The organism is Planctomycetota bacterium (genome assembly GCA_018242585.1).
Classification (GTDB): Bacteria; Planctomycetota; Planctomycetia; order Pirellulales; family PNKZ01; genus JAFEBQ01.
Genome location: JAFEBQ010000024.1, coordinates 73318 through 85770, shown reverse-complemented (window position 1 = coordinate 85770; position 12453 = coordinate 73318). Strand labels below are relative to the sequence as shown.

General features: G+C 62.9%; 10 protein-coding genes. 5 read left to right on the top strand and 5 right to left on the bottom strand.

All coding sequences use genetic code 11. The features are described from left to right. The first annotated feature begins 419 nt into the window (after positions 1–419). The 4 genes from JSS27_12195 to fhcD all read left to right on the top strand — a co-directional run bounded on the left by JSS27_12195 (position 420) and on the right by fhcD (position 4727). Positions 420–1280 carry an RNA polymerase sigma factor RpoD/SigA gene (locus JSS27_12195; GenBank protein ID MBS0209701.1) on the top strand — a complete coding sequence of 287 codons (861 nt, stop codon included), beginning with the start codon at positions 420–422 and terminating at the stop codon, positions 1278–1280. A 484-nt stretch (positions 1281–1764) separates the two neighbouring features. Further along, complete coding sequence (locus tag JSS27_12190) at positions 1765–1983, top strand: hypothetical protein (protein ID MBS0209700.1); 219 nt, start codon at positions 1765–1767, stop codon at positions 1981–1983. 383 nt (positions 1984–2366) lie between these two features. After that, complete coding sequence (locus tag JSS27_12185) at positions 2367–3656, top strand: Gfo/Idh/MocA family oxidoreductase (GenBank protein MBS0209699.1); 1290 nt, start codon at positions 2367–2369, stop codon at positions 3654–3656. A gap of 174 nt (positions 3657–3830) precedes the next feature. Then, entirely contained in the window at positions 3831–4727 is an 897-nt protein-coding gene (fhcD, locus tag JSS27_12180) for a formylmethanofuran--tetrahydromethanopterin N-formyltransferase (GenBank protein ID MBS0209698.1), read from the top strand. A 250-nt stretch (positions 4728–4977) separates the two neighbouring features. Here the strand turns inward: fhcD and JSS27_12175 are convergent, their stop codons facing one another. The 4 genes from JSS27_12175 to hisF form a co-directional block, all read right to left on the bottom strand. Beyond that, positions 4978–5565 carry a hypothetical protein gene (locus JSS27_12175; protein ID MBS0209697.1) on the bottom strand — a complete coding sequence of 196 codons (588 nt, stop codon included), beginning with the start codon at positions 5563–5565 and terminating at the stop codon, positions 4978–4980. A gap of 182 nt (positions 5566–5747) precedes the next feature. After that, positions 5748–7622, bottom strand: a complete 1875-nt coding sequence (tadA, locus tag JSS27_12170) for a Flp pilus assembly complex ATPase component TadA (protein ID MBS0209696.1) — start codon at positions 7620–7622, stop codon at positions 5748–5750. Then, positions 7623–8774, bottom strand: coding sequence for a PilT/PilU family type 4a pilus ATPase (locus JSS27_12165; protein MBS0209695.1), 1152 nt, complete (start codon positions 8772–8774; stop codon positions 7623–7625). 121 nt (positions 8775–8895) lie between these two features. After that, positions 8896–9684: an imidazole glycerol phosphate synthase subunit HisF gene (gene hisF, locus JSS27_12160; protein MBS0209694.1), complete on the bottom strand. Its 789-nt coding sequence runs from the start codon at positions 9682–9684 to the stop codon at positions 8896–8898. Positions 9685–10653: 969 nt separating this feature from the next. Here hisF and JSS27_12155 point away from each other — a divergent pair. Further along, a complete protein-coding gene (locus JSS27_12155) occupies positions 10654–11007 on the top strand; it encodes a hypothetical protein (protein ID MBS0209693.1) in 354 nt (117 codons plus the stop codon). A 359-nt stretch (positions 11008–11366) separates the two neighbouring features. Here JSS27_12155 and JSS27_12150 read toward each other — a convergent pair whose 3' ends face one another. Then, positions 11367–12317 (bottom strand): hypothetical protein, encoded by a 951-nt coding sequence (locus JSS27_12150; GenBank protein ID MBS0209692.1) that lies wholly within the window; start codon positions 12315–12317, stop codon positions 11367–11369. Positions 12318–12453: the final 136 nt, after the last annotated feature.

Here is a 12453-nt window from a genome sequence, read left to right as displayed (position 1 = left end):
GAAAGCCGCCTGAGCGGCACAGATCGAGTTACGAGAACGCCCAAAAAACGTGCCTCGCGCGTGCAGTGCGTTACGTTTGGAACGACGTGCCGCGAACGATTGCCGCTCATCCGGCACCGTCGTTACACGTGGCCCCGCACCTTCGACACAACCGGCGTGACGCTCGCCGCGGTCGGCTCGGCGCGGCGGGTCGCTACTATTTTCGCTACTAGCCGAGCGTTACGAACATTCGTCGCATGTATCGTGTTAGCCGACTGCTTGCAGAAGGGGCGTTCGGGGGGCCGATAGCCTACTTGTCGCAGTTGATGCGTACAGTTTAACACCCTGGCCGCACGACGCCGTGGATGGTTCGCCGCCCGCGGACGACAAGCGTCACGCACGCCGCTCCCTTTACGACCGACTCACCCAGCGTCACGATCATGCCACGAAAAGCCAGCACGACGTCCGCCCCGCGCACCCGCCGCAAGCCCAGCGCTGCCGTCCAGTCGCCGCTCGAAACTTACTTGCGTGCGATCAATGAGACGGCCCTCTTGACGGCCAAGGACGAGCGCGAGTTGGCGGGCGGCATCGCCCAAGGGGACGCCGCGGCACGCGACCGGATGGTCCGTGCCAACCTGCGACTGGTCGTGAACATCGCCCGCGGCTACACCGGCAAGGGGCTGGGCTTGCAGGACCTGATCGAAGAAGGGAACCTGGGGCTGCTGCGAGCGGTCGAAGGTTTTGACCCGGGCATGGGGACTCGGTTCAGCACCTACGCCAGCTATTGGATCAAGCAATCGATCAAGCGGGCCCTGATCAACACCGGCAAGACGATTCGCATTCCGGCCTACATGGTCGAGTTGCTCAGCAAGTGGCGCCGCGCGAGCAATCGCCTGACCGAAGAGCTGGGCCGCACGCCGACTCCTGAAGAAGTAGCCCGCGTGCTCGGCTTGGCCCGCAAGAAGCTGCCGATCATCAAGAAGGCGATCAGGATTTACAACTCGACGCCGCAAACCGATCAGCCCGAGGCCGGCTGGTCGCTGGGCGAAATGGTGACCGACGAGCGGATGAAGTCGCCCGATGTCGAGATGCTCGACGGTGACAACCTGAGCCAGGTGCTGCGGCTGCTGGAGACGATGGAGCCGCGCGAAGCGACGATCCTGCGGATGCGGTTCGGCCTCGACGACAACGAGCCGCGGACGTTGAAGGAAATCGGCGAGCAATTGGGCCTGACCCGCGAGCGCGTGCGTCAGATCGAAACCGAAGCGTTAGCCCGGCTGGCCGAAGCGCTGGAAGTCTAACGGGCGCATTGGCGGGTATCTCGCACTTGCCTGCCGCCGCGTAGGGTGCTCTGTGAGCACCACATTTTCACGCGCCCCACGTGTCCGGGCCGATGGTGATCGTCGGCGTGCAAATCGCGTTGACGGATGCAGTCGGCTGTCTTCAGGGCCAACGGCCCGGCCCCATACCAGCCCAGGGCAACGCCCTGGGTTAACGTCCACAATTGATCCCAAGGGCTGAAGGCCTGTCCCAATCCTCGCCAACGACAACGCGCGGAAAATGGGACGGGCTTACAGCCCTTAAATGTCGTTGTGAACCGAGACCTGGGGCGATGCCCCAGGCTGGTATGGGGCGCACCTTTGGTGTTTCAGACACGCGATCGCAGAGCGATGCGATTCGGCCCGGAACGCGATGATTTGGTGCTCGCAGAGCACCCTACGAAGAATGAAAAGTCTCTTTCCACAGGCTGGCTTGCGGTGCATAATCAATTGAGGAGTGCCCGCGATGTCAGATCTCTTACAACAAGCTTTCGCCGCAGCCGCTCAGTTGTCACCCGCTGAGCAAGACGTGATCGCTGCGCGCGTGTTGGCCGAAATCGCCGCTGAAAACAGGTTCGATCAGTCGATTGCCGAAACGTCTGATAAGCTAATCGACTTGGCGTCGGAAGCGATTGCCGAACATCGCGCCGGGAAGACCGAGCCACTCGATCCCGAGCGATTATGAAATCGCGCACGACGAGTGAATCTCGGCAGTTGCGAGCCACCATTCGGCGCATCTAAACTGATGCTGGCTATAGGCGTGGCAATTATGCTGCGTGTGCAGCCGAGCGTCTCAAGGGCCAACGGCCCGCTCCATACCAGCCCAGGGCAACGCCCTGGGTAAATGTTTGCGATTGATCCCAAGGGCTGAAAGCCCGACCCAACGCGCAATCGGCAACGCACCAAACATGGGGCGGGCTTACAGCCCTTAATTGATGCTGCGGGCCGAGACCTGGGGCGATGCCCCAGGCTGGTATGGGGCGCACCTTTGGTGCTCGTAGAAGATCAAGGCTACGCTAACCACTCAACGACGACTGTTCCCTTGAACGTCGGAAGCGTAAGAACACCATGATTCGCATCGGCATTGTTGGCTGTGGGCGGATTCTGGCAGCGCATCTGCGCGGGTATCGCTTGCTGCGCGAGGCCGGCGTTGATGACTTCCGCATCACCGCGCTGTGTGCCCGGCGCGAGGAAGACGCGCTCGGCTACGTCCGTCGCGGCCACGGGCCGGCGCAGCGCCCCGCGGTGAGCAACATCCCCGGCGATCCGCTGGCCATCGGCGATGAATACCTGAGCGACTTTCAGCCCGACACGCCGGTCGAGGTCTACACCGATTACCGCCAGATGGTGGCCCGCGCGCCGATCGACGCGGTGAACGACTTCACGACCCACAGCCTGCACCACCAGGTAGCGGCCGCGGCCCTCGACGGCGGCAAGCATCTGTTGTCGCAAAAGCCGCTGGCCGTCAGCATGGCGGCGGCTCGGCAGATGTGCGACCGGGCCGAAGCCGGCGATCGGGTGTTCGGCGTGTTCGAGAACTTTCGCTTCGCGCCGGCCACGCGTCATCTACGCTGGCTGTTCGAGGCCGACCAGGCCGCCGGTTCGTTTTGCGGTGCGCTGCAGATGGTGCTGATGGGCTACGTCGGCGTCTGGTGGGCGCCCCGGCTGATCGTGGCCGAGACTCCCTGGCGGCACGTTCGCGACGAGGGGGGCGGCATCAGCCTGGACCTGGGGGTCCACTTCTTCGACCAGGTCCGCCACGTGGCCGGCGAGATTCGCCACGTCACGGCCCAGACGGCCATCGTCGAACCGCGCCGGGCGATGCTCGACCGGCAAGGGCGCGTGGTCCACGAGATGGATTGCGACGCCGACGACACGGTCTTTGCCTCGTTCGATACCGAGCGGGGCGTCGCGGGCCAGTTGTCGGCCAGTTGGGCCGGCTGCGGCGGCGCGGCGCTGTGGAATATTGACGCGCGGAACACCGACTCAGGGGGCGGCGGGACGATTTATTATGGTTCGCAAGGGCGCGTGACCGGCGATCATGTCGTGTTGGCCGATGGGTCGCACCGCAGCCTGGCCGCGCTCTATCGGCAACATGCCCCCGCCCAGCGGCAAGCCCAAGAATTCCCGTTCGGCCTGGACGACAGTTTCGCCCTGGCCCAGCACGATTGGCTGGACGCGATTCGCCAGCGCCGCGAGCCGTTGACCAGCGGCCGCGAAGGAATGCGCGACCTGGCGGCGGCGTTTGCGTTGATCGAGTCGGCCACGGCCGGCCGCCGCGTGACGCTGGACGAAGTGTTGAGCGGCACGCTACGCGAGTATCAACGCCCGATCGACGCGAGGTTTGGTTTGGCGTGAAATGCTAACCACCGAGGCACGGCGAGGATGTGGGGGCGTTGCGGGGTGGGGGAGTGAAGTTCAAAGACATCTTGCTTTTTGCGAGCCATTCAACTTGATTTGTCTGAGAAAGTCTTCGATTGTCGCGGCAATTTGACTCCCCCACGCCCCCACCCCCCAACACCCCCACCTGACATGCTTCTCAACCATACCGAAATCGAAGATTCCTTTGCCGAAGCGTTTCGGATGCGCTTCACGCGCGTGATCGTTACGGCGCACGACGAGCATTGGCTGACGGCGGCCTTGGCCGCGTTCACCGGCTATGGCACCAGCGTCATCGCTTGTGACGTCGAAGCGGGAGTCGAACGTCGGCTGTCACCGGACGAAACGCCCGACCGGCGACCGGGTGCGGCCGTCTTGATGTTCGGCTTCGCCACCCAGGCGCTGGTCGAAGCCGTGCCGCGCCGCGCGGGGCAATGTCTGATGACCTGCCCGACGACGGCGGTCTACAACGGCCTGCACGACGCCGAAGAACGAATCGCGCTCGGCAAGCACATTCGCTATTTCGGCGATGGTTTTCAGCGCAGTAAGAAGTTGGCTGGCCGCCGCTATTGGCGCGTGCCGGTGATGGACGGCGAGTTCCTAGCCGAGGATTACGTCGGCGTCGGCAAGGGAGTGGCGGGCGGCAATCTGATCATCCAGGCGGCTGCACTTGACGCGGCTTTGTCCTCGGCCCGCCGTGCGGTGGCCTCGCTGGCCGAGATGGCCGGCGTGATCACGCCCTTTCCCGGCGGCGTGGCTCGCAGCGGCAGCAAGGTCGGCTCGCGCTACAAGAAGCTGCGAGCCAGCACGGCCGAGGCCTATTGCCCGACGCTGCGCGGCCAAGTCGAGACGCAGTTGCACCCGGCCGCGAATCACGCCTTGGAAGTGGTGATCGACGGCATCGACGAAGCGGCCGTGGCCCGCGCAATGGCGGCGGCCGTGCGGGCAGCCACGGGGCCGGACGTGGCGAGGATCGGCGCCGGCAACTACGGCGGCAAGCTGGGGAAGTTCCACTTTAAATTGCGCGACGTGCTCGGCGGAGGGGATTAGCCACGGAGACACAGAGGCACGGAGGTTTGCACGGAGGGGAAATGCAGGGAGGCAGAGGAGAGGGGGAATGAGAGAGGAGAGTACAGAAAGTAGAAAGTGGAAGGAGCCACGCTTGTCGGTTTCGTCGCAGGGCCAATGGCCCGCGCGCCACTCCCCATTCATCACTCCTCACTCAGCACTCATCATTTCCTCTTCAAAGTCCCCTCCGTGCAGACCTCCGTGTCTCAGTGCCTCGGTGGCGAAATGACGCCTAGGGCGCCTTCGGCGTGGGGCGTTCAAAGAGTTCGCGGCGGGCGGCGTAGCGGACCAGGAATGAGCCGTCCTTGTCGAAGATTTCGCCGTCGGCGAACGCCCCCTCGGACGTGCGCTGGACTAGGCCCAGCCAGAGCCGATCGGGGAACATGCCCCACAGCGCGCCCTGCGTCGGCGTGAAGCCATCGAATACGGCCGTCCGCCCCAGCGGCGCCACGTGAATCGACGCGGCCGTGAAGCAGAGCATCAGCCAGCCAATCGCCAGCAGCGCCGCGGCATTGCCGAGGCCTTCGACCGGCTTGGAGAATCGGACCCGGACCAGCGACACTCGGTCAGTGATTGCCTTGAGCAGAAACGCCACGCCGGCGAAGATCCCCCACAGGGCCATGAAGTCAGCGTAATAAGCCAGCGACGGCATCATGTCGACCAGGAACCCGGCCGCCCACTCGAAATAGTTCATCGCCAACAGCGCCGCTATCAACAGATTGACCAGCGCGATCAGGTTTCCCCACAGTCCGGCCGGACGCATCAATCCGAACGTGGCAAAGGGGATCAACAGCAGCAGGACGGGATAGATGATGGACATGTTCTTTTCAAAATCCGAATGACGAAACCAGAATGTCGAATACGCAGGGGCGGTCGGTGTTCTAATCCTCAAGTCCCAATGACCAATGACCAAAGCCTTGGTAGCTAATCGAACGACAGATATTTCTCTTCTTGGTCATTGGGATTTAGGCATTGGGGGACTTATCTTAGTCACGTACGGTCTTATTCTTTCTCGGTCAGGGCGCGTTTTAGTTCTGGCAGCGACGTGATGCCTTGGGCCAGCAGCACGATGCCTTCTTCTTGCAGCGTGCGCATGCCGGCTTTCTGTGCCGACTGGCGCAGGTAGTCGACGTGCTTGGCCGGTTCGACCTTGGGCAGATTGGCCAGCGCGGCTCGCATGGCGTCGTTCATGAACAACACCTCGACCAGCCCCGTCACGCCACGGTATCCGGTGCCGCCGCATGATTTGCACTCGGCCTTCTTTTTGCCCGCGGCGTCCGCTTGGGGCGGCCGATAGAATTGGGTCACCTTGTCGGCGGGCAGCCGGAACTGTTGCAGCATCTGCGGCGTGGCGTCGTAGGCCTCGCGGCAATCGGTGCATAGCTTGCGGACCAACCGCTGGTTGACGACCGCGGTCACCGTGCTGCCGACGACCTTGATCGGAATCTTGAGCATCAGCACCTTGAGCAGCGCTTCGCCCACTTCGCGGGCGCGGAGGCCGGCGATGATCATGTGTCCTTCGTTGACCTGCTCGCAGAGCATGCCAAAGACCTTGCCGTCGGTCACCTCGGGAAAGACGATCGCTTCGGGGAACTCGCGGATCGCTTCGACCAGCGCCACGTCGGGCGCGCGACCTTCGGCGGCGTCGTAGGTTTTGGCCTGGACGTTTTCGACTTCCATCTCGCGATTCGAGGCTTCTTCGATGGCCATCACGTTGCGCGTGAAGCGATCGATGGAGGCGGTCGTGGCCGAGATCAACGTGGTCAGTCCGTGCCCCGTGGGGGCCGAGACCAGCACGAGGCCTTGCTTTTCTTGCAGGGCGGCGGTCAGATCCTCGACTTGCTTGGCGGACAGATTCAGGTCGGTGAATCGCGCCTTGCGAGCGGCGCCCGTGTCGATGCGCACAATGGCTCGCTCGCCCGTCTTGGTCCCGCCACTTTGCAGGTTAAGGCGGTACTTGGCCTTTTCATAGACGGCTTCGAACTTGCCGCGCTGCTTGGCCGCCCGTTCCTCCGCCTTCATTCCCGCCACGGACTTGAGCGTGGCCAGCAGCGGGTCAGCCGTTTGCCGGTCGCGCGGGCCGGCGTCGCTCCAGACGCTGTCGATCTGGTAGCGAACCACGGTCCCTTCGCGCGTGAAGTCGAGCATGATCTGGCTGGCACGCTTTTGCAGGGCGTCGATCACCAACAGGCCGGCCTCTTTGAAACCCGGCGAGTCCTTGGCGTTGAGCGACAGTGCCATGTTCTCGGGCTTGGTCGCTTTCGCGGTGGCGTTGAAATCGATCGGCGGCCCGGCGTCCTTGGCCTTCTTGACCGCTTTCTTTTCGACGGTGATCTTGATGCCCAGCCGCTTGAGATGCGGCGCCAGCACAAAGCGGACGTGTTCCGGCGTGAGTACCTTCTCGTGATCGCCGACGGTGGAGTTGCGACGAAACACGTACAAGCCCACAGGCGCGAGCCAGGCCCCCAGCAACACCGGCAGCGTGAGCATGATGCTTGAATCGAGGAGCCAAACGACAACCAGCGCCCCCATGAACGACGCGACCAGGATCGTGTTCCAGCGGTAGTACGCCCCTTCCAACTGCTGGGCGTCGCGATTCACCCAATCGGTCGTGGCGATCCAACCCAGGAAGACCAGCCAGCAGAGCCCCAGGCGAATGGGGCTCAGATAGCCCCCCTTGCCGCGCTGAAACGCGGTCGGCTGTTGCAGATTGGTCAGCCGGTCCAAGTCCTTGGGCCAGCCGTCGCTGGGTGCGTCGGCCGTCGCGCCGGGCGCGGTACTGCCCGGCGTGGCAGGGTTCTGGGCCGTGGCCCACGTAGTGAACAGGGCGCAGAATGCGAGCGCCCCCAACATGGCGATGCACCGACAACGCGACATTTACAGAATTCCCGGTTGCGAAACATTGATGCCCTTGAGCGCCATTTTCAGCGCTTCGACGTTCGGCGCCACTTCAAAGGCGGTGGCCCGATCGATCAGTTGCCGGTCAACCAAATCCTTGAGGCTCATCGTGAAGTCCTGCATGCCTTCCTTCTCGCACATGCGGATCACGTCGGCCAGTTTTTCGTCCTTCTCTTCCAGGATTTGCTTTCGCACCGTGGCGTTGAAGGTCATGATCTCCACGGTCGGCACGCGTCCCACCCCTTCCTTGATCGACGGCAACAGCTTCTGCGCGACGATCGCCTTCATGTTCATGGCAATCGCGCTGCGCAGCGACGAGTGCATCGATTGCGGGAACAAGTCGAGAATACGCCCGATCGTGCTGGGCGCGCTGCTGGCGTGAATGGTTCCGAACACCAGGTGCCCCGTCTCGGCCGCGTGAATGGCGGTGAGGAATGTTTCCTCGTCGCGCATTTCACCCACCAGCATGACGTCCGGGTCTTCGCGGACGGCGTGCTTCATGCCGATGCCAAAGTCCTTCACGTCCAGGCCGATCTCGCGCTGGTTGATCAGACACTTGTCCTCGGTGAACACGAATTCGATCGGGTCTTCGAGGGTGAGGATGTGCTTGCTGTAGTTCTTATTGACCCAGTTGAGCATCGACGCGATCGTCGTGCTTTTGCCCGAGCCGGTCACGCCCGCCAGCAGCACCATCCCTTGGCTGTATTTGCAAAGATCGACCATCACCGGCGGCAGGTTTAGCCCTTCGAAGTCGGGAATCCACTGATTCACGCGGCGAGCCACCATGCCAACGTGACCCAACTGTTGCAGCAAGTTCACGCGGAATCGCCACGGCGTGCCGTCGACTTCGATGCTATAGGCGAAGTCGGCGCCGCCGCTCTCTTCGTAGATTTTGCGATTGCGCTCGCTCAACAGCGGCAGGCACAGGCGGACCATTTCGGCGTCGTCGATCGGGTCGCGGTTCAGCGGCCGCAAGGTGCCATTCACGCGCACGATCGGCTGGCGGCCGACCTTCAGGTGCAAGTCGCTCCCCTTCAGCTTGACCAGCGCGCGGAACAGCTTGTCGATCTCGAGTTCTTCTTTTTTGGCGACGAACTTGGCCGCCAGCGCGTCGATCGAGGGGGCGGCCATCGGATCCTTATTGGTATCAGTCGCGTCTTGTTTCATGATCGATCGTCCTTTGAAAATCCGTTCACCGTCAACCGGCGCTAAATACCTTGACTATCGGCGCAAGTCGGCATGTCGATCGGCGCTAGGCGGCGTGTCCCTCGACGAGCCCGCGAACCGGAATCCCTCGCGCCGCCATGATCTGTTTCGTCTCGCGAATCGTGTATTGTCCAAAATGGAAAATGCCCGCCGCCAGCGCGGCGTCGGCTTTACCCAACAGGATGGCGTCGGCCAGGTGTTCCGGCCGCCCTGCGCCGCCGCTGGCCACGACCGGAATCGACACGGCCGAGCTGACCGCGGCCGTCAGCTCTAGATCGTAGCCGTTCTTGGTGCCGTCGGCATCCACGCTGGTCAGGGCGATTTCCCCGGCTCCCAGCTCCTCGACCCGGCGGGCCCAGGCCACGGCTTCGAGCCCGGTGCCGATCCGCCCCCCGTTAATATGCACTTCACAGATCGTTTGCCCGTCCCGGACCACGCGCTTGGGGTCGATGTTCACCACGGTGGCGCAACTGCCGAACTTCTTGGCCACGGCCGAGATCAGTTCGGGGGTGCGGACGGCGGCGGAGTTGATGCTGACCTTCTCGGCCCCGGCGGTAATTAGGGCGGTGGCGTCTTCGAGGGTGCGGATGCCGCCGCCGACGGTAAACGGCATGAAGATCGTCTCGGAGACCCGGCGGACCACGTCGAGCATGATCGCCCGACCTTCGTGGCTGGCCGTGATGTCCAGAAAGACCAGCTCGTCGGCCCCTTCGGCTTCGTAGCGGGCCGCGACCGCGACCGGGTCTCCGGCGTCGCGCAGCTCGACGAACTTGGTCCCTTTGACCACGCGGCCGGCATTCACGTCCAAGCAGGGGATAATACGTTTGGCCAACATGGCGAGCGGCGCGACTCCCCGAAGAAACGGACGAGAACTTGCGATGACGATGAGAACCTGCGAAGTCGACGAGACGGAGTTGCCCGCTGGCTTGGCGGCGCGACCGAAGCCAGGGACGCAAAGTCCGCGGGAGATTCCACTTTAAGCACGCGGAAACACGGGGTCAACCATGCGGTTTTGAGGGGACGACACGGCGATTTTGCCTGAGAGCGGGTCGTGTATTCGCCTAGGGTGCTCTGCGAACACGCGCCGGGTGTCGATCGATGATGGGCAAGGCGTTTCGTCGGGCCGCGTGAAAATAAGGCGCTCACAGAGCACCCTGCCAAGCCGTCAGCGATCGCGCCAACACAGACTCCCGCGTTGTTCACTTCGCCCGGACGCGCCAATAGATCATCGCGCCGATCAGCGCTGCCGTGACCGCAACGGCGGCGACAATGAGCCAGACAATGCGAACCAAGAAATACAGGCCGTGAATAGGCACATCGCCCCGCGTCATGCTACCGACGGTCAATCGACTGGGCGGCAAAAACTCAAACTGTCGCGGCCCCATTTTCAATCATCCGCGGCGGCTAACTTCGTGACACTTGGCACAAACTCGCCGTACTGTTGGGTACGCTACCGCTGGGTGAGAGCGGGCGCTTCGCCCCATGTCGCATGACACTTCTGTAACGATTACCCCGGCCTTTGCCGTTGCGGCAAGCCGGAAACGCCTGCGGATTTCACCACCTGGGGCGCAACGCGCATTAGATTTTGAATGCGTCGGGAGCCGTGGTGATTGGCGTCGGCCAGGTTCCAGGGGGGGAGATCGCCGGCCTCGCATCGGCAGGTGGCCGAGGTTAATGATCCCGTGAACCAATCTGGCTTGCCAATACCGGACACCTATATAATAAGTAGTGTCTGGCACGCCGACGTCAGTTGCATCGCTCGCCCAAATGTCTAGTGCCCAGTGATGGGCGGAGGAAAGAGACCATGCGTTACATCAGTGCCGCGGTCATTGCGTTGCTCGTGGCCGCTTCGGCCAATGCCGCTCCTTACGGGAACAGCGCCCATGACAAGGTGTTGAACGATCTGAACCAGAACGTGGGTCGTCGTTCGATGCGCGCCTATTCGTACGCTCCTGCTCAGCAGGTTGCTCCGGCCACCAAGGTCGAACGCGCCCCGGCTGTGAAGAACAGCCCGGCTCCGGCAACAAACAACTCGACGTCGGTCGCGCCGCGTAGCACTCGCAGCTACTCGTACATGCCGAGCCGCACGTTAGGCGCTCGCGGCAATGTATCAACGGGCCACCTGCGTGCCGACACCAAGGCGCTGCTCCGCTTCTAAGCGAAACGCTTCGCGACTCACTACGCAGCGCAAGACCGCAAACGCCAAGAGCCGGTCCCGACCAGGGGCCGGCTCTTTTTTTGCGCCGCGCGGATGAACCACGGAGCCAGAGAGAATGACGAATGACGGAGGAAAAACGCCAGCGCCATCAACGATGAACACCCCTCCCTCTCAGGGAGGGGCAAGAGGGAGGGTAAAAGCGCTCAAGACCAACAAGGTTTGCGATCAGTGTGCTTCCGCTTTGCGCGACACCACTCGGCCTACAACGCATTTACCCGCTCACTTCGTTCGCGACCTCTCCCTTAAAGGGAGAGGTGTAAATTGCGTTTCTTCGTCATGCGTGCTTAGGGTTTTGCCGCTTATCGTCCCCGCCGCGGCTGGTTCATCGACAATTGCCGCCCGATGATCGGCATGTTCTTCAGCGGCGCCGTGTCTTCGCTCACCATCGCCGCTTGCGGCGTTTTCAGGTGGGCGATCCAGCCTTGTTCCAACTCGACCAAGCTTGCCAGCCCGTACACTTCGCGGGCCGCGGTGTCATAGCCCGAGCGGCAGGCGACTTCGATGAAGGCCACGAACTTGTCGGCCGAATGACGCTCGACCAGGTAGCGCGCCAGCGACGCGCTCTGGCCATAGAAGGCCGCTTGCCGGTGCGGCTGGGGATACTCTTCCAGGGCGAACAACTCGGCCAGCCGGAACGCGGTCCCGTTGCGGCGCGAGTCGTGCAAGTCCGCGTTGTGCGCTTTCTGCTTCTCGCGCGAGTCGGCCAGCACCGCCATTCCCTCGTCGGCCCAGCGCGGCAACGGCGATTGGATGAACCGATCGGCCACGACCACGTGAGTCATCTCGTGGGCCAGCGCGTCTTGATAGCCTTCGGGATGATCGGCCCGCAGGTCGATCCGCCGCGTGATCAGTTGTCCCTTGTCGAACTCGACCAGCGATGAACCGGCGGTCTGTTGGCCGGGGCCGACTTCGCGCAGATAGCTGGCCGCAGTCGGGTGGACATAGACCAGGCAGCGCGGCGTCCAGCGTTCACGCTCGGCTTGCTGCTCGACGGTCGTCCCCAGCCACTTGGTGTCGAGGTGTTTGCGCAGTTCTTCGCACGAATGGGCCAGTTGACGGACTTCGTCAGCCGTGGCCCGAGCACAGAGCTTGAAGTTCTCGGTCTCCAGGAACTGCCAGCCGGCGTCGCGCCACTCGCGACCAGCGCAGCAAGGGCACTCGGCACCATACGCCAAGGTGGGCCGCTGGAGCGCGGCAGCCTGCAGCATCGCCACACCCAAAACAATCGCCGCGAAAGGCTGAAAGGGCATCATCATCACCATCACCGCCAGGAAAAAGTCGAAGCTCAGCAGGGTTTCGCTCGGCGTGAAAACGACGAGCCAACTTCTCCCTATTCAACTGGCGTGCCGCGGGCGAGGCGACTTGCCGGCGGCGGTTGGCGATCGG